The sequence below is a fragment of the Rothia koreensis genome (assembly GCF_052232265.1).
Classification (GTDB): domain Bacteria; phylum Actinomycetota; class Actinomycetes; order Actinomycetales; family Micrococcaceae; genus Rothia; species Rothia koreensis.
This window is the reverse complement of sequence record NZ_CP197643.1, coordinates 1,724,995-1,743,870: the sequence shown is the minus strand read 5'-3', so window position 1 is coordinate 1,743,870 and position 18,876 is coordinate 1,724,995. Positions and strand designations below refer to the sequence as shown.

16 protein-coding genes and 2 tRNA genes are annotated in these 18,876 nt (G+C 63.8%); 3 read left to right on the top strand and 15 right to left on the bottom strand.

Annotated features, from left to right (window positions below; genetic code table 11):
- Positions 1 to 10: 10 nt before the first annotated feature.
- The 6 genes from ACTSLZ_RS07750 to ACTSLZ_RS07725 all read right to left on the bottom strand — a co-directional run bounded on the left by ACTSLZ_RS07750 (position 11) and on the right by ACTSLZ_RS07725 (position 6,424).
- A complete protein-coding gene (locus ACTSLZ_RS07750; protein ID WP_443094641.1) occupies positions 11 to 1,387 on the bottom strand; it encodes a sulfate adenylyltransferase subunit 1 in 1,377 nt (458 codons plus the stop codon).
- On the bottom strand, positions 1,388 to 2,350 hold the full coding sequence (cysD, locus tag ACTSLZ_RS07745; protein WP_129314301.1) for a sulfate adenylyltransferase subunit CysD: 963 nt from the start codon (positions 2,348 to 2,350) through the stop codon (positions 1,388 to 1,390). It abuts the gene before it with no gap.
- 29 nt (positions 2,351 to 2,379) lie between these two features.
- Positions 2,380 to 3,084 carry a phosphoadenylyl-sulfate reductase gene (locus tag ACTSLZ_RS07740; RefSeq protein WP_443094640.1) on the bottom strand — a complete coding sequence of 235 codons (705 nt, stop codon included), beginning with the start codon at positions 3,082 to 3,084 and terminating at the stop codon, positions 2,380 to 2,382.
- Positions 3,081 to 4,802 carry a nitrite/sulfite reductase gene (locus ACTSLZ_RS07735; RefSeq protein WP_443094639.1) on the bottom strand — a complete coding sequence of 574 codons (1,722 nt, stop codon included), beginning with the start codon at positions 4,800 to 4,802 and terminating at the stop codon, positions 3,081 to 3,083. The genes ACTSLZ_RS07740 and ACTSLZ_RS07735 overlap by 4 nt, the downstream gene beginning before the upstream one ends.
- Before the next feature lie 75 nt (positions 4,803 to 4,877).
- On the bottom strand, positions 4,878 to 5,624 hold the full coding sequence (locus ACTSLZ_RS07730; RefSeq protein ID WP_443094638.1) for a sirohydrochlorin chelatase: 747 nt from the start codon (positions 5,622 to 5,624) through the stop codon (positions 4,878 to 4,880).
- Between the two features lie 8 nt (positions 5,625 to 5,632).
- Positions 5,633 to 6,424 (bottom strand): SDR family oxidoreductase, encoded by a 792-nt coding sequence (locus ACTSLZ_RS07725; RefSeq protein WP_443094637.1) that lies wholly within the window; start codon positions 6,422 to 6,424, stop codon positions 5,633 to 5,635.
- 147 nt (positions 6,425 to 6,571) lie between these two features.
- Between ACTSLZ_RS07725 and valS the strand changes: the two genes are divergently transcribed.
- Positions 6,572 to 9,190 (top strand): valine--tRNA ligase, encoded by a 2,619-nt coding sequence (valS, locus tag ACTSLZ_RS07720; protein ID WP_443094636.1) that lies wholly within the window; start codon positions 6,572 to 6,574, stop codon positions 9,188 to 9,190.
- Between the two features lie 133 nt (positions 9,191 to 9,323).
- Positions 9,324 to 10,790, top strand: a complete 1,467-nt coding sequence (locus ACTSLZ_RS07715; RefSeq protein WP_443094635.1) for an LssY C-terminal domain-containing protein — start codon at positions 9,324 to 9,326, stop codon at positions 10,788 to 10,790.
- Here ACTSLZ_RS07715 and ACTSLZ_RS07710 read toward each other — a convergent pair.
- The 7 genes from ACTSLZ_RS07710 to ACTSLZ_RS07680 all read right to left on the bottom strand — a co-directional run bounded on the left by ACTSLZ_RS07710 (position 10,787) and on the right by ACTSLZ_RS07680 (position 16,991).
- Complete coding sequence (locus ACTSLZ_RS07710; protein ID WP_178979769.1) at positions 10,787 to 11,407, bottom strand: mycothiol-dependent nitroreductase Rv2466c family protein; 621 nt, start codon at positions 11,405 to 11,407, stop codon at positions 10,787 to 10,789. The two genes, ACTSLZ_RS07715 and ACTSLZ_RS07710, sit on opposite strands and share 4 nt — an antisense overlap.
- Before the next feature lie 73 nt (positions 11,408 to 11,480).
- Entirely contained in the window at positions 11,481 to 11,975 is a 495-nt protein-coding gene (locus tag ACTSLZ_RS07705; protein ID WP_443094634.1) for a hypothetical protein, read from the bottom strand.
- A 184-nt stretch (positions 11,976 to 12,159) separates the two neighbouring features.
- Complete coding sequence (clpX, locus tag ACTSLZ_RS07700) at positions 12,160 to 13,455, bottom strand: ATP-dependent Clp protease ATP-binding subunit ClpX (protein ID WP_129314293.1); 1,296 nt, start codon at positions 13,453 to 13,455, stop codon at positions 12,160 to 12,162.
- 278 nt (positions 13,456 to 13,733) lie between these two features.
- Entirely contained in the window at positions 13,734 to 14,417 is a 684-nt protein-coding gene (locus ACTSLZ_RS07695; RefSeq protein WP_129314292.1) for an ATP-dependent Clp protease proteolytic subunit, read from the bottom strand.
- 57 nt (positions 14,418 to 14,474) lie between these two features.
- Positions 14,475 to 15,077 (bottom strand): ATP-dependent Clp protease proteolytic subunit, encoded by a 603-nt coding sequence (locus tag ACTSLZ_RS07690; RefSeq protein WP_129314506.1) that lies wholly within the window; start codon positions 15,075 to 15,077, stop codon positions 14,475 to 14,477.
- Between the two features lie 344 nt (positions 15,078 to 15,421).
- The gene (tig, locus tag ACTSLZ_RS07685) at positions 15,422 to 16,762 is read right to left on the bottom strand and encodes a trigger factor (protein WP_129314291.1); all 1,341 of its coding nucleotides are present in this window, start codon (positions 16,760 to 16,762) and stop codon (positions 15,422 to 15,424) included.
- Positions 16,763 to 16,918: 156 nt separating this feature from the next.
- Positions 16,919 to 16,991: transfer RNA gene (locus ACTSLZ_RS07680), tRNA-Pro, on the bottom strand.
- Positions 16,992 to 17,109: 118 nt separating this feature from the next.
- Here ACTSLZ_RS07680 and ACTSLZ_RS07675 point away from each other — a divergent pair.
- Positions 17,110 to 17,180: transfer RNA gene (locus tag ACTSLZ_RS07675), tRNA-Gly, on the top strand.
- Positions 17,181 to 17,381: 201 nt separating this feature from the next.
- Here ACTSLZ_RS07675 and ACTSLZ_RS07670 read toward each other — a convergent pair.
- Together ACTSLZ_RS07670 and ACTSLZ_RS07665 are read right to left on the bottom strand one after the other, a co-directional pair.
- On the bottom strand, positions 17,382 to 18,275 hold the full coding sequence (locus ACTSLZ_RS07670; protein WP_443094633.1) for an Fpg/Nei family DNA glycosylase: 894 nt from the start codon (positions 18,273 to 18,275) through the stop codon (positions 17,382 to 17,384).
- A 47-nt stretch (positions 18,276 to 18,322) separates the two neighbouring features.
- Positions 18,323 to 18,817: a ribose-5-phosphate isomerase gene (locus ACTSLZ_RS07665; RefSeq protein ID WP_178979766.1), complete on the bottom strand. Its 495-nt coding sequence runs from the start codon at positions 18,815 to 18,817 to the stop codon at positions 18,323 to 18,325.
- Positions 18,818 to 18,876: the final 59 nt, after the last annotated feature.

Genomic DNA, 18,876 nt, shown 5'->3' with positions numbered 1-18,876 from the left:
TCCGGGGTCGTCAGCCCTCGTCCCCGAGCCAGTCCTCCAGAGGATCCTCGGCTTCGACGACGCCGGGGGCCGCTATGCCTGCCCCCAAGGTGTCTCCCGAGAGCGGATCGATGACCAGAAAGGCGCCGGTTTGACGATGGTGTTCGTAGTCCTCCACGGGCAACGGGGTCGCCGTTCTGATCGCCACGGATCCGATGTCGTTCAGCTCGAGGGCGTTGGCCGGAGCGTCCGTGAGATCGGTCAGGTCGAGCCGGGCGTGCACCTCCTCGACCAGAGCCTTGACCGTGGCGGCCCCGTGTTTGATGAGAACCTTGGCTCCGGGAGTGAGCGGCTTGTCGTTCAGCCACGCGATCCTGGCGCCGAATTCACGGTGCCCAGCGGGTGCGGACTCGGCGGCGGCAAGCATCGACCCACGGGCCAGGTCCAACTGGTCCTCGATCTCCAGGACGACCGACTGCGGCGATCGCGCCTCATCCACGCGTTCCGTGCCGCTCCACAGGCCGGTCACGCGGGTGGTTCTGCTGGTTCCGGCGACGGCGATACTCTGCCCCACCCGGATCGATCCGGCAGAGATTTGCCCCGCGTAGCCCCGGAAATCGCGGTAGTCGTCCTCCTCCAGACCCGGAGCCAGGGAGCCCTGGGGCCGGATCACGGTCTGCACGGGCATGCGGAACGGTTCAGTCGCCTGGAGGGAGCGATCGCGGTCGGGCAGCTCCTCCAGGAGTTCGAGCAGCGTCGGACCGGTGTACCACGGGGTTCTGGAGGATGCGGTCACCACGTTGTCGCCCTTCAGAGCCGATACAGGGACCGTCAGTGCGCCGTTGATCCCGAGCTCTCTCGCCACACGATCAATGTCCGCGGAGATCTCCTCGTACACGGACTCCGAGTAGTCGACGAGGTCAATTTTGTTCACCGCGATGATGACATGCGGGACCCGCAGGAGCCTGGTCACCGCCAAGTGCCGTCGGGTCTGTTCAAGGACCCCGTTCCGCGCATCGACCAGGAGCACCACGGCGTCGGCGGTCGAGGCGCCCGTGACCGTGTTCTTCGTGTACTCCACGTGACCGGGGCAATCGGCAAGAATGAAGTTGCGTGCGTCGGTCGCGAAGTACCGGTAGGCGACGTCGATCGTGATGCCTTGTTCGCGTTCCGCCCGCAGACCGTCGGTCAGCAGGGCAAGGTCGATCTCTTCGCCCGAGGCGCCGAAGCCTCGTTCCGCGGATGTCCTGGCAACGGCTTCCAACTGGTCGGCCAGGATCGCCTTCGAGTCGAAGAGAAGCCTTCCCACCAGGGTGGATTTGCCGTCGTCGACCGACCCGGCCGTGGCGAAGCGGAACAGGGTCCTGGTGCTCCCGGTCGAGGCGGCGAGCGTGTCGGTGATCGTCATCTAGAAATACCCGTCTTTCTTGCGGTCTTCCATGGCCGCTTCCGAAATGCGGTCGTCCGCACGAGTCGCGCCCCGTTCGGTCAGGGTGGACACGGCAACCTCCTGGACCACTTGGGACGCGTCCGCGGCCGAGGACTCGACGGCGCCCGTGCAGGACATGTCCCCCACCGTGCGGTACCGCACGACCCGGCGCTCAACTGTCTCATCGGGGCCCGGCACGGACACCGTGCCGACCGCGCGGATCATCCCGTCCCGCAGGAACGTGTCCCTCTCGTGGGCATAGTAGAGACTCGGTATCTCGATGTTCTCGCGCTCGATGTAGCGCCAGACGTCGAGCTCGGTCCAGTTGGACAGTGGAAATGCCCGGACGTGCTGTCCCGGCGTGTGACGGCCGTTGTAGAGGTTCCACAATTCGGGCCGCTGACTGCGCGGATCCCACTGCCCGAAGTCGTCCCGGAGGCTCAGCACTCGTTCCTTGGCACGCGCCTTGTCCTCGTCCCGGCGTCCTCCGCCGAAGACGACGTCGAAACGGTTGCTCGCGATTGTGTCCAGAAGCGGGACCGTCTGCAACGGATTGCGCGTCCCGTCCGCTCGTTCCTCAAGTTCTCCCCGATCGATGTACTCCTGCACGGAGCCGACGACCAGTTGGGTTCCCAGCCTTTCGACGGCGCGGTCCCGGAACTCCAGGACCTCCGGGAAGTTGTGTCCCGTATCGATGTGCACCAACGGGAACGGAACCCGTCCCGGGAAGAACGCCTTGGCCGCCAGGTGCGCCATCACCACGGAGTCCTTGCCGCCGGAGAACAGCATGGCCGGACGGTCGAACTCCGCTACGACCTCGCGGATGATGTGGATCGACTCCGATTCCAGGATGTCCAGGTCAGTCAGAGTACGGACATCGGCATCGGACTCTGCGAGTGCCACGGCGGGGCCGCCCCTCCCAGGGGAAATCTCAGTGGTCATAGACGGATTCGTTCCTTCGTTCGTCGCGCTCACAGGTGTATCCCGCATTCCGTCTTGGACAGACCCGCCCAACGACCGGCGCGCGGGTCCTCCCCTTCGGCAACGGGCCGGGTGCAGGGCTGGCATCCGATGGACGGATATCCGTTGGTCAGCAACATGTTGACCGGCACGCCGTTCTCATTCGCGTAATCGACCAGGTCGTCGAAGGACCAGGTCGCCATCGGGTTGGCCTTGACCAGGCCGTGGGAGTCGTCCCAGGTGACCAATGGTGTATTGGTGCGTGTGGGTGCTTCTTCCCTCCGTACTCCGGTGAACCACAGCTTGTAGCCTGCAAGGGCCTTGTTGAGCGGTTCGACTTTCCTCATCCGGCAGCACGCTGCGGGGTCGGAGGCGAACAGGTCCTTCCCGTACTCACGGTCTTGTTCCTCAACCGTCAGCTCGGGCTTCAGATCCACGATGTTGACGTCGAGGGATTCCTGCACCAGGTCGCGGGTACCCATGGTTTCCGGGAAGTGGTACCCGGTATCGAGAAAGAGCACGTCGACGCCGGGAAGGTGTTTGGCGACGAGGGCGGGCAGAACGGCGTCGGCCATGGAACAGGCGACGGCAACATCGGAGGTCTCGAAGTTCTCGGCGACCCAACGGATCACCTCTTCCGCACTGGCTTTCCAATCCAGACGATCCTCGGCCCGGTCCGCCAGAGTGCGAAGGTCATTCTCGGTGTCGGTGGTCATACCAGTTCCTCCTCTTCCGCGTTCTTGGCCCACCGGGCGAAGGTCTCGCCCTCCGTCCGGGTGTCGATGTAGCGCCGGATCAGACGCTCCACGTAGTCGGAGACGTCATCTGCGGCGACCTTCAGGCCACGCACGGTCCGTCCGAGTTCTCCCTCGGCATCGTTGCGGTAGTTCGCGAGTCCGCCACCCAGATGCACCTGGAACCCGGAGGTCTGGCCGCCCTCGCCGTCGGGAATGATCTGTCCCTTCAGGCCGATGTCGGCCGTCTGGATCCGGGCGCAGGAGTTGGGGCAACCGTTGACGTAGAGGCTCAACTGCTCCGGCAGCTGGTCCCGAACATCAGCCAATCGCTCCTCGAGCTCGCCGACCACACGCTCGGCGGTGTTCTTCGTTTCGACGATGGCCAGCTTGCAGAACTCGATGCCGGTGCACGCCATGGTGTCGCGTCGGAACACCGATGGAGACGCCGACAGACCCAGCTCCTCCGCTTCGGCGACGAAGTCCTCGACCGACTCTGCAGGCAGATCGAGAACCACGAGCTTCTGGTACGGCGTCGTGCGCAATCGCGCGGAACCGTATTTCTCCATCAGGTCGGCGAGCCGAGTCAGCAGTCCCCCTCCGACTCGACCGACCATCGGGCTCAGGCCGACGTAGTACTTGCCGTCCTTCTGCCGGTGCGTTCCGACGTGATCGCCGGAGTGCTTCGGGGCAGACGGCTCGGGCCCGTCCTCGAGGGCATATCCCAAGTACTCCTGCTCGAGTACCTCGCGAAACTTTTCGGGCCCCCAACCGGCCATCAGGAACTTGAGTCTTGCGCGATTGCGCAGGCGCCGGTAGCCGTAGTCCCGGAAAATCCGGATGACCCCGTGCCACACGTCGGGGGCTTGTTCTTCGCTCACGAAGGCCCCAAGCCGCACGGCGAGTTTCGGATTGGTCGAGAGCCCTCCACCGACCCACAGGTCGAACCCGGGACCGTGTTCGGGATGTTCGACGCCGATGAGCGAGATGTCGTTGATCTCGTGGACGACGTCCTGACTCGGGTGACCCGACACCGCGGTCTTGAACTTGCGCGGCAGATTCGCCAGGTCAGGGTCACCGATGAACCGTTCCTTGATGGTCTCGATCACCGGCGTCGGATCCAGGATTTCGTCCTCGGCCACACCGGCCAGAGGCGAACCCAGAATCACTCGGGAGACGTCACCGCACGCCTCCGTGGTCGAGAGCCCGACGTTCTCCAGCCGTCGCCAGATCTCGGGCACGTCCTCGACCGAGATCCAGTGCATCTGGATGTTCTGCCGGTCGGACACGTCCGCGGTTCCGCGGGCGAATTCTTCGGAGATTCCGGCGATCGTGCGCAACTGTTCGAGGCTCAGCTGCCCGCCGTCCAGCCGGATCCTCATCATGAAGTACCGGTCTTCGAGCTCGCGGGTCTCCAGCTTGGCCGTGCGGCCGCCGTCGATACCCGGCATGCGTTGCGTGTAGAGCCCCCACCAGCGGAAACGGCCGTGAAGGTCGTCGTCGGAGATCGCATCGAAGCCCTCGTGGGCGTACTTCTCCTCGATGCGACGGCGCACGTTGAGCCCGCTGTCCTCGAGCTTGAACTCCTCGTTGTGGTTCATCGGCTCGGTGCCGTCGATCTTCCACTGGGCGTTCGGCTTTTTCGCACGAGGTTTGGCGCTGGCGCCGCCCTCTTGGTTCTCCCGTGTCTGTGCAACCATGCATGGAACTCTAGGAACGTTACCGCTCTATCCAAAGTCCCGTCTCAACACGCATCAACACAAGGACTCGCAGAGTCACACAGTGCAGTGAATCGCCCGGTCCAGGGCGATGCCCGCCACGGTGCCCAAGGAGTCGGGGTCGCCGACGTCGAGCAGCGTCCGAGTGACGCCGTCGGCCCCGGCCTGGTCCAAGCGGTCCTGGAAAGTGCCCGGGGCGAGGATGTATGAGGAGACGAAGACCCGTGGGGCCCCTCGCCGGCGACATGCCTCGACCGCGACCGGAACCGTGGGGTCGGCCGCGGCCCCGAAGGCGACGTCCACCCGTTGTCCGAGAACGCGTTCGAGATTCCTCGCCTGCGCCCGGGCGTCTTCGCCTCCGGCGGCGACGGACGAGCCGACGACGGCCATCACGACGCCGTCGCCCTGCTTCCACCCGGCTTCATCGAGATGCCGGGCCTGGAGGTGCGCAAGTCGCTCGGAGGGACCCAACGGATCCGCGATCCGGATCCGATCCGTTCGCACGCCCGTCCCGCTCGCCTCCCCGGCCCCGAATCGTGCTGCCGCATCACGCAGGTCGATGTTCGTGTGGTATCCGGTCGAAAGAAGCAGCGGCATGATGATCCCCGGACGGTCCGTGGGCAAGTCGGCGACGACGTCGCCGACCGCGGGGGTCTGGACGTCGACCGACGCACCCAGAACCGGCCGCCCGATTCGACGTCCGATGGCCGCGACCAGGGCAGCCATGGTCTCCTGCCCCTGGGCATTCCGGGTGCCGTGGCCGCACGCAATCAGGCTGACCCCGGAGAAGGTGTTCGCGTCCACGCTCTCGCCTATGACCGGCGGATCACTTTGAACTGGGATGCCTGCGCCACGGGTCTCATCGTGATCTGGTCCAGGTTGATGTGGTGAGGGAGGGTGACCGAGAACGTAACCACCCGGGCGACGTCTTCAGCGGTCAGCGGTTCGTCGACACCGCGGTACACACTGTCCGCGGCGTCCTGGGTGCCGCCGAGCCTCTTGACCGAGAACTCTTCCGTCCGGACCATGCCGGGACAGATCTCGATGACACGAAGGTTGTTCTCTGCCTCCTCGAGGCGCAGCGCCTGGGTCATGCCCCGTTCGCCGAATTTGGCGGCGTTGTATCCCCCGCCCCCTTCGTAACCGGCCTCTGCCGCCGTGGAGGTGAGGTTCATGACGGTGCCGTGCCCGTTGGACCGGAGAGCCGGGAGAAAGGCCTGCGTCACGTGGAGGGTCCCGATGACGTTGAGCCTGAACATCGATTCCCAGTCCGCGGGGTCGCCGTCCCCAACCGAGTCGACGCCGATCGCGGCACCGGAAATATTGAGCAGTGCGTCGATGGTTCCCTGTTCCTCGATGACACGCTCGGCGAGATCGTCCACCGCGTCTCGGTCCGTAATGTCCAGTGAATGGGGAATGACCCCGGTCTCCTTGGCCAGCTCCTCGAGTCGCTCGGCACGACGCGCGACGGCGTAGACGGTCCACCCCTCGTCTGCGAGTTGGCGTGCGGATTCCCGGCCGATTCCGGAACTCGCGCCGGTCACGACCGCGACCTTCGCTGAGAGCTTCTTCGTGGCTGAATCATGGGTGCTGAGTAGCGTCATGGAACCAGACTACAAAGGCCACCGGCGGCCGAACAGCTTGAGGCCATTTGTCCGGACATTATTACAAAATACGTCCCGTGCGGATGGTGCTTCATGGGTGATGCGCCGCATCGAGGGTTTCGCCGGGTGCATGAGAGAATGGGCAGTATGGCTGAATTCGATCAGGGCACAGACACGCCCACCACACTTTCCGTTCCCGACAAGCCCGGACTCGAAGGTCTGGAGGAGAAGTACTCGCAGCTCTGGCGATCCTCCGGAACCTACGCCTTCGACGAAAACACCGAGCGAGGCTCCGTCTACTCGATCGATACGCCTCCCCCGACGGCCTCGGGGTCGTTGCACGTCGGCCACATGTTCTCCTATACCCAGACCGACGTTGTCGCGCGCTACCAGAGAATGAAGGGCAAGAACGTCTTCTACCCCTTGGGGTGGGATGACAACGGCCTCCCGACCGAACGCCGCGTGCAGAACTACTACGGCGTGCGGTGCAACCCGTCCAAGCCCTACGTCGAGGGCTATCGACCGCCCGAGAAGCCGGCGAAGAACCAGCGCGATTGGGACGTGGTCTCGCGCCAGAACTTCATCGAGCTCTGCGAGGAGCTCGCGGTCGAGGACGAAAAGGTCTTCGAGAACCTGTTCATGACTCTCGGTCTCTCGGTCGATTGGGACCGCACCTACCGCACGATCGACGACCACTCCCGCAAGGTCTCCCAGCTGGCTTTCCTCAAGGACCTCGAAGCGGGCAATGCCTACATGGCCGAGGCCCCGACGATGTGGGACGTGACCTTCCGGACCGCCGTCGCGCAGGCCGAGCTCGAGGACAAGGAGCGCGACGGCGCCTACCACCGCGTGTCCTTCCATCGCCACGACGGCGGCAAGGTCTGGATCGAAACCACGCGGCCGGAATTGTTGCCCTCGTGCGTGGCACTGGTGGCCCATCCCGATGACGAGCGCTACCAGGAGCTCTTCGGGACAACCGTGACTTCCCCCTTGTTCGGGGTCGAGGTCCCGGTCAAGGCTCACGAGCTCGCGCAACCCGACAAGGGGTCGGGCATTGCCATGATCTGTACGTTCGGCGACACCACGGACGTCACCTGGTGGCGGGAGCTCCAATTGGACACCCGTGCACTGATCGGGCGCGACGGTCGATTCGCTCGGGAAACCCCAGAGTGGATCACCGCCGACGACGCCCGCGAACGCTACCAGCGCATGGCCGGGGCCACCGTGTTCTCGGCACAGAAAGCCGTCGTCGAGATGCTTCGCGAGACCGAGGAAATGGACGGTGATCCCAAGAAGATCACTCACCCGGTCAAGTTCTACGAGAAGGGCGACAAGCCCCTCGAAATCGTCACGTCACGCCAGTGGTACATCCGCAACGGCGGCCGGGACGCGGACCGCCGGCAGGACCTGGTCAATCGCGGCCGCGAGATCCAATGGCACCCCGAATTCATGCGATCCCGCTACGAGAACTGGGTCGAGGGGCTCAACGGCGACTGGCTCATTTCCCGCCAGAGATTCTTCGGTGTGCCCTTCCCGCTGTGGTACGCGGTCGACGACGCCGGCGAACCAGACTATGAGAGGCCCTTGCTGCCCAGCGAGGACCTCTTGCCGGTGGACCCGGCGGCACAGGCCCCCACAGGGTACGACGAGTCCCAGCGTGACCAGCCCGGTGGGTTCACGGCGGATCCCGACGTCCTCGACACGTGGGCCACGTCGTCGTTGACCCCGCAGATTGCCACGGGGTGGGCCGTGGATGCGAGCCTTCACGAGAAGACCTTCCCCATGGACCTGCGTCCGCAAGGCCACGACATCATCAGGACATGGTTGTTCAGTTCCGTCGTCCGCGCCGAAACGCTCGCTTCGACGATTCCGTGGACCAATACGGCACTCTCCGGCTGGATCCTCGACCCCGACCGCAAGAAGATGTCCAAGTCCAAGGGCAACGTCGTGGTTCCGGACGAGGTCCTGAGCAAGCACGGGGCGGACGCGGTTCGCTATTGGGCCGCTTCGGCACGCCTCGGCGCGGACACCGCCTACGACGAGGGCCAGATGAAGATCGGGCGGCGCCTCGCCATCAAGCTGCTCAATGCGTCCAAATTCGTCCTCATGCAAGGCGTGGACGAATCCTCGATCATCGGGCACGGGGCAACGGCGGCCACCGTCACGAGCGGGCTCGACCGGGCGCTGCTGGCCCAGCTGGGCGATCTCGTCACCGCGGCCACGGAAGCCTTCGAAAAATATGAGTACGCTCGCGCGCTCCAGCTGACGGAGTCGTTCTTCTGGAGATTCACGGACGACTACGTCGAGTTGGTCAAGGACCGTGCCTACGGCGCTCGTGGGGAGAGCGAGCAGGCGTCCGTGCACGCGGCCCTGGCCACGACCTTGGATGCACTCCTCCGACTCTTCGCACCGTTCCTGCCCTTCGCGACCGACGAGGTCTGGTCCTGGTGGCGTCACGGATCGGTCCATCGCTCCGAGTGGCCGACGACCCAGGGTTGGGCCGAGGTCGCCGCTTCGGGAGACGCCGAGGTTCTCGACGTCGTCGGTCGCGCCCTCTCCGGGCTCCGCAAGTCGAAGTCCGAGGCCAAGGTCAAGCAGCGCACCGAAGTCGCTTCGGCGACCGTTGCCGTTCCTTCGGAGAGCGTCCCCCGGTTGCATGCTGGTCTGGACGACCTCAAGGCCGCCGGCAACGCCTGGAAGATCGATGTGACCGAATCGGACGAGGACATCACCGTCACGAATGTCGAGCTCGTCCCCGGCGAGTAGTCGGCATCAGATGGGCCTCCGGCCGCCGGAGGCCCATCTCCCCCCCCCTGAACCATCGGCCCGCCGAACGGGTGAGAACGCGGCCTGGACCAGCAAGGCCCGGGACGCAGAGCCTGAGGAGAAGATCCCGAACGTGACAGACGACCCCAACTACCCTGTCTACAAGGGCGACACCGACAAAGCGGGCGAGAGCCGAATCAAACAGCAGTTCTCCGACAGCCGGCGGCTGGTCGAGGGACTGTCGGACGAGATCTATTTCGTGTTTGCCGGGTTGGCCTCACTGTGGCTCGCAGTCGTCTCCCTCACGGAAGCCGTGCATCTGAGCTGGTGGTCGGTTCTGTTCATCCTCATTTTCTGGGGCCTCGCCTCCTACCTGACGTTGCCCCGCATGCACCGGATCATGACCAACATCTACGTTCCGGACTATTTCTTCGGTCGCACACAGACCGCGGACGGGCTCCTCGGCGATCCGGTCAACCTGGCGCTCAAGGCCGAAGAGGACGACATCCACGAAGCCATGAAGAAGGCCGGCTGGACCAAGGCCGAGGACGTGACGCTGAAGAGTTCGTGGCGCATCGTCGTCTCGTCCCTCCGCAAGACGTCCTATCCGGAGGCGCCGGTCAGTCCCCTCATGCTGTTCGGCAGGAAACAGGACTTCGCGTACCAGCAGGAAGTGGACGGCAATCCCAGCAAACGCCACCACGTGCGCTTCTGGAAGACCCCCAAGGGCTGGAAGCTGCCCGGCGGCATCGAGGTCGACTGGCTGGCAGCCGCGACGTACGACCACGCCGTCGGCCTGTCCCTCTTCACGTTCCAGGTCACGCACAAGGTGGATCCTGACACGGATCAGGAGCGCGACTACGTCGTCTCGACCCTCGAGTACAGGAACCCCGAGGTCTCCCACGAGGTTCTGAACGACTTCATGGGCGGGTACAACTCGCGCAATGGCGGCGGCGACAGCATCAACACCGACGGGGACATGCCGATCCTGGACTTGGACGACGTCGTGCCCGGAGACCACTTGTCGGAGGAACAGAAGGACCCGAGCCGGAAGCACCGCAACCTGTCCGAGCTGGCCAGGAAGGCCCCGCCGGACGTCTGGCTCGCCGGCGGGCTCGTGACACTCGTGGCCCTGTTGCAAGTCGCTCGCTCGGTGTACCGGCTCATGACCCCCGGGGTCGTCGACCAGCTGGACAATGACCTGGCCGTCTCTGCCAGAAATTTTGTGAGCGACACCGGCAACGACCTGTGGAACTTCGTGCTCACTTTCATGAGCCTCGGCGTGACGCTTCTGGCCGTGTTCCAAGTTCTTCTGTCGATCAATGTGATTCGCGGACGCCACATGGCCCGGCAGTTCAATCTGGCGTTCCTGGGTATCAGCTTCATCGTCGTCGCGATCCAGATCGGCACCGATACCGCCGACTCGAGCAACGTCTACGCGGTCTTCGTGCTCATGGCGAGCCAGGTTTTCGCGATGCTCTCCTACACCTCGGACGAGGCGGTCAACTACACCTGGGCCAGTTCACAAGAAAGGCGCCGAGCCAAGAAGGCCCGGCGCCAATCCCGCGAAATGTCCTCGCCCGAGGACCAACGCGTCTAGTCGAAGATCGGTCCGCTGGTCCGGGACCGCTTGAGCTCGAAGAATCCCGGGTACGAGGCGAGCGCCACGGCCCCGTCCCAGACCTTGGTCGCGTCCTCGCCCTTGGGTGCCGGTGACATCACGGGCCCGAAGAACGCGGTCCCCTCAATCGCGATGATCGGGACTCCCACGTCGTCGCCCACGAGGTCCAGGGCCTCCCTGTTGGAGGCACGCAACTTCTCGTCGTAGGCTTCCGAGTCCGCGTGATCGGCGAGCTGGGCCGGAAGTCCAGTCTCGTCCAGCGCCTTGACGATGGCCTCGTGAAACCGACGCGCTTCGTCCGGCTCATCCGTCTTCTCCGGATGGATCGCGGTACCTACCGCATCGTAGAAGGCCTTGACCTTCTCCTGGCCGTGCTCCTCGCGCACGGCCATGGCAACGCGGGCGGGGCCCTGTGCGGCCTCGAGGTGCTTCCGGTAGTCCGGGTCGAGGTCCTTGCCGTCGTTCAGGATCGAGAGGCTGAAGGGATGCCACGTCACCTCGACGTCGCGAAGGCGCTCGACCTCCGTCATCCACCGAGACGTCATCCAGGCCCAAGGGCAAATCGGGTCGAACCAAAAGTCTGCGTGCTGGGTCATGATGTTCCGGCTCCTTGTCGTGCTGCTCGTACATGAATGGGTTCCGCCCATAGCAACATGCGACCGGGAGGGTTTATGCCCGACCCTGGTGAATCAGTTCACGGGGCTGCGCCGTCTCGGTCGGGGCCGGGGCCGGGTCGGCCTTGGCCTCGTTGCCGCGGCCTTTCCTCAGCTTGAAGGTGTCGATGGTGTAGACCACGATGGCAACCACGAACAGAGCGAGCGAGAGCCAACCGTAGAATTCCTTGAGCGCCGATTCGTAGGCAGAGCTGACGACTCCGGTACCCACGAGGATACCCATGAGCAACCATCCGTAAGCGACCGCGCTGAGCACCACGATCAGATTTCCCGTCACGGTGTCCCGGGTCTGGATTTCCGGTTCTCTGCCGTGACGCACCGAGTCGAGGTACATGAGACCACGAACCGCCACAGCGACGACGACCAGACCGACCATGGCCAAGGACTGTTCGTCCCGGGCAATCATGCCGTAGTCGGTCAGGACGGTGATCGCGAAGAGTCCGGTGATAGCGAGGAAGCTGGTAACCGCCTTGCGAACGGTCCGATGCATGTGTTCTCCCCTGTGGTTCCGTGCGTGACAGAAACCAGCTAAGCACCTGCCGTCACGGGCCTCAAACTGTGGGGAAAATCTTGATAAAACCGTGATCCAAACGGGACGAAAACACGTCACAGAGACCGAACCGTGATCTTTCAGCGGTGGCCAGTACCACTCCTGTCAGTGAACGGGAGGGACCTCAGGAAGCGTCCTTCTTTTGCTCATCCAGCATGTCCTTGGTGACGAGCTCCGGCTCGGATCCGTGACGGACCACATCCCCCGTGATGATCACTTGGGCGACGTCCTCACGTGACGGAATGTCGAACATGATGGACTGCAACAGGTCCTCAAGGATCGCGCGCAGCCCTCGAGCACCTGTGCCTCTCTCCATGGCCAGTTCGGCCATCGCCCGGATTGCGTCGTCCTCGAACTCGAGTTCGACGTCGTCCAGGGCAAACATGCGCTTGTACTGCTTGACGAGTGCGTTGCGTGGTTCCGTGAGCACACGACCCAAGGTGTCCACGTCCAGGGTGGACAAGCTTGTCAGCACGGGAAGCCGACCGATGAATTCGGGGATCAGCCCGAATTTCAGAAGATCCTCCGGCAGCAGCTTCTGGAGGATGTCGGCTTCCTTGGATGCTTCTTCGATGGGCGCCCCGAAGCCGATGCCCTTTTTGCCGACCCTGGAGCCCACAATGTCCTCGAGGCCGGCGAAGGCTCCCGCCACGATGAAGAGAACATTGGTCGTATCGATCTGCAAGAACTCCTGCTGGGGGTGCTTCCTCCCGCCCTGGGGCGGAACGGCCGCCACGGTGCCCTCGAGAATTTTGAGCAGAGCCTGCTGAACACCCTCGCCGGAGACGTCCCGCGTAATCGAGGGGTTCTCGGACTTGCGGGAGATCTTGTCGATCTCGTCGATGTAGATGATGCCCGTCTCGGCCTTCTTGACGTCGTAATCGGCCGATTGGATGAGCTTGAGGAGGATGTTCTCGACGTCTTCCCCGACGTACCCGGCTTCGGTCAGGCTCGTGGCATCCGCCATCGCGAAGGGCACGTTGAGCTTCTTGGCGAGGGTCTGTGCGAGATAGGTCTTGCCGGACCCCGTGGGACCGACCAGGAGAATATTGGACTTGGCCAGGTCGACGTCTTCCCCGCCCGTGGCGAGCAATGACTGCCCGCTCTGCGGCTGGCCGGAATCCTTGGCCTGGATTCTCTTGTAATGGTTGTACACGGCCACGGACAGTGCCTTCTTGGCGGGCTCCTGACCGATCACGTATTCCTGGAGATAGTCGAAGATCTCGCGGGGCCGAGGAAGCTCCATCGAGGTGATTTCCGAGACTTCCGCAAGCTCTTCCTCGATGATTTCATTGCACAGCTCGATGCACTCGTCACAGATGTACACGCCGGGGCCCGCGATGAGCTTGCGCACCTGTTTCTGAGACTTTCCGCAGAAAGAACATTTGAGCAGGTCGGTACTCTCACCGATTCTCGACATGCTGGCTCCTCAAATCTGAAGGTCTTGCGTGGAAGCCACGTGACGGGTTCCGTGCACCTGGTTGGCTCGCACTTCCTAGGCTACAGGTTGGCTCCCCTCGGAGCGAAGATACCGCCCCTTGTCAGGCGCGCCCGAGGGGTCTCCGCCGTTGTGGCCGCACCCGACAGAGGATGTCATCTCCCCTGCCTCCCCCGAGTGGTGGGAGATGACTTCGGCCGGCTCAGGTCACCCTGAACCGGCCGTCATCACCATCGACCGACCTCTCGGCCGGCCCTGCCTCAGTCCTGGGTATTGATCTGCGGCTTGTTGATCTTGCGAGAGTCGAGCACCTGGTCGATCAGACCGTACTCGTGGGCATCCTTGGCGGTCAGGATCTTGTCGCGCTCGATGTCCTTGTTGACCGTCTTCGAGTCCTTGCCGGAGTGCAGCGCGAGGGTGTCCTCGAGCCACGTGCGCATGCGCATGACCTCGTTGGCGTGGATTTCGATATCCGATGCCTGGCCGCCCTGCTGTCCGGCGAGGGCCGGCTGGTGGATCAGGACCCTCGCGTTGGGGAGCGCAAGGCGCTTGCCCGGTGTTCCTGCCGCCAGGAGAACCGACGCCGCGGAGGCGGCCTGCCCCAGGCACACCGTCTGGATCTCCGGACGAATGTACTGCATGGTGTCGTAGATCGCCGTCATCGCGGTGAATGAACCGCCCGGCGAGTTGATGTACATGGTGATGTCACGGTCCGGGTCCTGGGCCTCGAGGACCAGCAACTGGGCCATGATGTCGTCGGCGCTGGCGTCGTCGACCTGGACGCCCAGGAAGATGATCCGGTCCTCGAACAGCTTCGCGTACGGGTCCTGGCGCTTGTACCCGTAGGGGGTCCGCTCCTCGAAGCTGGGGAGGACGTAACGGTTGGAGGGCATGGGGACGCCGGCTGCGGCGTCACCCTTGGCCTGCGGTGCGTTGAAGTTCATGTGTTCTTTCTCCTGAAAAGTCTCTGCGTTGACCGTTGGGCTGTGGCCCTCTCGGTGCTACTTCTCGTCCTTGAGGGTTCCGCCGCCACCGGAAACCGAACCGGCGCTCTGGGCGATGTGGTCGAAGAACCCGTATTCCAGGCCTTCGTCCGCGGTGAACCAGTTGTCGCGGTCGTTGTCTTCCAGGATCTGCTCGACGGTCTTGCCGGTCTGCTGCGCGGTCAGTTCGGACAGGCGACGCTTCATCGACAGGATCAGTTCGGCCTGGGTGCGAATGTCGGAGGCGGTGCCCCCGATGCCACCCGACGGCTGGTGCATCAGGATGCGTGCGTTCGGCGTAGCGTACCGCTTGCCCGGTGTCCCGGAGGACAACAGGAACTGGCCCATGGATGCGGCCATGCCGGTCGCGATGGTCACGACGTCGTTCGGGATCAACTGCATCGTGTCGTAAATGGCCATGCCCGCGGTGATTGAGCCACCGGGCGAGTTGATGTACAGGTAAATGTCCGACTTGGGGTCTTCGGCCGAGAGCAGGAGCATCTGGGAGCAGATGAGATTGGCGTTGTCATCGCGGACCTCGGAGCCCAACCAGATGATGCGTTCCTTGAGCAACCGGTTGTAGACGTGGTCGTCCTGCCCATTGCCGGTTTCGCGACTCATGACGGGCTGTTGCTGCGCGGTACCCTGCCGGGTGCCCGCATCGTACGGAAGGTTGTGAGCCATAGTGCGTCTGACCTCTTTCGATCTTCGGAGTCGCCGGGTCGGTTCCATGACCCGACCCGGCCTCTGGGTGTCTGGGATCGACACTAGTATCCGAACGGCCTTCACGGCCGGGATACCGCCCCTCGTTCGCTGATGGCGTGCCAGTGCGACCTCGACCGCCCACGCTTCCACGCGGTCCCGACGCGAAAGGGCGACCCACCGAAACCGGTGGGTCGCCCCTGTACGTCGTCAGACTGTCGGTGCGGATTCACCCGCTCCGGACAGTGTCCGCAAAACGTCGATTACGCCTCGTCGGCACCCTCGACGTCCTTCTCGGCCTCGACCGTTTCTCCTTCGCCCTGCGGCTTGATGTAGGAGGACAGGTCGACGGCGTTGCCCTCGGTGTCAACGACCTCGGCCTTCTCCAGGACGGCGGCCAGCGCCTTCGAGCGGCGCACCTCGCCGACCATCATTCCGGCCTGGCCGGAGGAATCCAGCATCTGGGCGAACTGGTTGGGGTCCATGCCGTACTGCGAGGACATCGAGATGATGTAGTCGATCAGCTCGGACTGCTCGACGCCGACCTCTTCCTTGTCCGCCACGGCGTCCAGGATGACCTCGTTGCGGAAGGCACGCTCGGTGTTCTCGCGAACCTCGGCGCGGTGCTCCTCGGAGTCGTGGTCCGCCTCGGCGTTGGGGTTGTTGAAGTGCTGCTCGATCTGGTCCTCGACGACCTTCTCCGGAACGGGCACCTCGACCAGCTCCACGAGCTTGTCCAGGACCTTGTCACGAGCGGCGTTGCCCTGCTCGGCAATCTTGGACTGGGCGGCCTGCTTCTTCAGGTCTTCCTTGAGCTCGTCGATGGTGTCGAATTCCGAGGCCAGCTGGGCGAACTCGTCGTCGACCTCGGGCAGCTCACGCTCCTTGACGGCAGTGACCTTGACCTTGACGGTCGCGGCCTCGCCCGAGTGCTCACCACCGGCGAGAGTGGTTTCGAAGGTGGCGTCCTCACCAGCGGACAGGCCGGTGATGGCCTCGTCGAGTCCATCCAGCATGGTGCCGGCGCCCACCTGGTAGGACAGGTCGTTCGCGGCGTCGACCTCTTCCTCACCGATCAGGGCGTTCAGGTCGAGGGTCACGAAGTCGTCCTGAGCGGCGGGGCGCTCGACATTGATCAGCGTGCCGAAACGGCCACGCAACTCATCGAGTGCCTTCTGCTCGTCCTCGGGGGTGACCTCTGCGGCGTCCACCTCAACCTTGAGACCCTCGTAGTCGGGCAGCTCAACCTCGGGGCGCACGACGACCTCGATGGCGACGGAGACGTCGGCCTCGCGATCGTTCTGCTCGGGCTTCTTCTGGACATCGACCTCGGGCTGTGCCAGCGGGGTGAGCTCGTTCTCGGTCAGGGCCTGCTGGTAGAAACCGTTGAGCCCCTCATTGAGTGCATTCTCCACCACGAAGTCGTAACCAACGCGCTGCTCGATGAGCTGGTTGGGGATCTTGCCCTTTCGGAAGCCAGGCATCTGGATCTGCTCGGCCAGTTCCTTGTACGTCTTGTTCAGAAACGGCTTGAATTCCTCGAAGGGAACGTCGACCTGGATCTTGGCCAGAGTCGGATTCAGCTTCTCGACGGCGGTCTTCACTTCCGTTGATCTCCTACGATTCGGGGTCAGGAACCGCCCTGCGGTGTGCCGGGCGGATGTGTCGAATACCTCTGATTATCAGGCGTCAGAGTCACACCTGGTCGACCGTCTGCCGAGGCCTCACGGCCGGCAACAGGTCGGTTCGGTGTTCCAACGTCGGGGCGACAGGACTCGAACCTGCGATCTCCTGCTCCCAAAGCAGGCGCGCTAGCCACTGCGCTACGCCCCGTAAGGCATATGCCAGTTTATGCGTGAATGGGCCAAATGTGCGAATCTTTCCGGCGACACGGTGCCGGATCGATTTGACGAACCGCCAAAAGGTGCGGTTATATTGTCGAGGTCCACACGGGGATGTAGCTCAATGGTAGAGCCTCAGTCTTCCAAACTGATTACGCGGGTTCGATTCCCGTCATCCCCTCTCCAGAGAAATCCGCTCTCGGTCTTGTCCGGGGGCGGATTTTTTGTTGCCCGTCGCGGCCCGGGCCCCGCGAGCCGGCACCTCCGTGGGACGAGGCTCCGCGAGGTGGCACTGCCGTGCACGATCGAGGCGGTTTTCGTCCCAGAATTGCCACGACGGCGGGAGATGCGTCCAGACCTCGACCCCGGGCGAAGCCGGCCTTCACGTTTGGCAGACCGTGCACCAATACAATTTCCTGCCGCCCATGTCTTCCATCACGATCGCGTCGTTGCCGCACACCCGGCACGTGTGGCCCACACGGCCATAGACGTAATTCGCATGGGTGGGCCACGCATGGTGGGACGAGACGCCGAGACGGTGCTCGGGCGCCGTTGTCACGATGCGACCGAGTTCCACCCCGGTACTCATGAGACGGACATTGTCCCGCCACAACAAGGCCGTGGTCTCATCGGATACCCGGTGGGCGGGCGTATGCGGATCGAGTCCGGCACGGAAGAGCGACTCGGCCCGGTAGATGTTCCCGATGCCGGCGATCGCCTGCTGGTCCATCAGAACCGCACCGATCGGTCTGGATGTCTTCCGGCACGCACTGTAGAAGGGCGTGGGGTCGGCGTCCGGGTCCAAGGGATCGGGGCCAAGCTTTTTCCGCAACTCGGCCACACCCGTGGGCTCGAGGATGCGGCACGTCGTCGCCCCGATCAGGTCCGCCCATCCATTGTCGGATTCGAGGCGCACGCGCGTCGTGGGTCTCGGGGCCGGAGGGCCGACGTATTCACGCTCGGCCTCCTCGGAATCGGACGACTCCTCCTCCCCCATTTTCCGCGGAGCGCCTATTGAGGACGACGCCCGAAACGTGGCATCACCACCAAAGGTCCAGGCGCCGTACATCCCCAGATGGACGTTGAGCGTCAGGTCGTTGTCGAAGACCAGGAAGAAATGCTTGCCATGCGCATATGCCTCCACGGCCCGTGCGCCGTCCACGAGCGCCGCGCCCTGCGCGAACCGGCCCTGGGGACTCGACGCACTCAGGCGCTGTCCCACGAAGGCGTCCTGGAACCTGCGCGCCACACGATGGATCGAATGTCCCTCAGGCACCGGACGACCGCCCTCGGGTGGGCCTGTCAGAGTTCAGGCCGACCGTCTCAGTCATCGGTTTCGAGATGCTTGCCTTCGATGCGTCCGGTCGCCTCGAACTCTTCCATCTGCCCAATGCGGCGGACGTGACGTTCCTCCCCTGGAAATCCTTCGGTCAGAAAGACCTTGATGATCTCCAACGCTTCGTCGTTGGTGTGCTGGCGGCCACCCACCGCAACAATGTGGGCGTTATTGTGCTCGCGGGCGAGGGCGGCGGTCTCGTGGTTCCAAGCCAATGCGGCACGGATCCCGGGAACCTTGTTGGCCGCCATCTGTTCCCCGTTTCCCGATCCACCGAGGACGACGCCCAGGGAGTCCTCCCCATTCTCGCGATCTTTCCTGACGGCCAGGGCGGCGTTGATGCAGAAACTCGGGTAGTCGTCCTGCGGATCGTAGGCCTCAGGCCCGTGATCGACCATCTCGTACCCGAGTTCCGTCAAGGAGTCGACCAGGTAGCGGCTGAGCTCGAGCCCCGCATGGTCAGTGGCAATGTGAACGCGCACGTCGTACACCGTCCTCGTAGATTAAGCGCTGGAATAGTGTGGCGAATTCAAGCCTACCG

Excerpts from the sequence above, each read along its gene's own strand:
- ACTSLZ_RS07695 (WP_129314292.1), bottom strand. The coding sequence starts at position 14,417 with ATGAACTTCAACGCACCGCAGGCCAAGGGTGACGCCGCAGCCGGCGTC.
- ACTSLZ_RS07750 (WP_443094641.1), bottom strand. The coding sequence starts at position 1,387 with ATGACGATCACCGACACGCTCGCCGCCTCGACCGGGAGCACCAGGACC.
- clpX (WP_129314293.1), bottom strand. The coding sequence starts at position 13,455 with ATGTCGAGAATCGGTGAGAGTACCGACCTGCTCAAATGTTCTTTCTGC.
- ACTSLZ_RS07710 (WP_178979769.1), bottom strand. The coding sequence starts at position 11,407 with ATGACCCAGCACGCAGACTTTTGGTTCGACCCGATTTGCCCTTGGGCC.
- ACTSLZ_RS07740 (WP_443094640.1), bottom strand. The coding sequence starts at position 3,084 with ATGACCACCGACACCGAGAATGACCTTCGCACTCTGGCGGACCGGGCC.
- cysD (WP_129314301.1), bottom strand. The coding sequence starts at position 2,350 with ATGACCACTGAGATTTCCCCTGGGAGGGGCGGCCCCGCCGTGGCACTC.
- ACTSLZ_RS07725 (WP_443094637.1), bottom strand. The coding sequence starts at position 6,424 with ATGACGCTACTCAGCACCCATGATTCAGCCACGAAGAAGCTCTCAGCG.
- ACTSLZ_RS07735 (WP_443094639.1), bottom strand. The coding sequence starts at position 4,802 with ATGGTTGCACAGACACGGGAGAACCAAGAGGGCGGCGCCAGCGCCAAA.
- ACTSLZ_RS07705 (WP_443094634.1), bottom strand. The coding sequence starts at position 11,975 with ATGCATCGGACCGTTCGCAAGGCGGTTACCAGCTTCCTCGCTATCACC.
- valS (WP_443094636.1), top strand. The coding sequence starts at position 6,572 with ATGGCTGAATTCGATCAGGGCACAGACACGCCCACCACACTTTCCGTT.
- ACTSLZ_RS07690 (WP_129314506.1), bottom strand. The coding sequence starts at position 15,077 with ATGAGTCGCGAAACCGGCAATGGGCAGGACGACCACGTCTACAACCGG.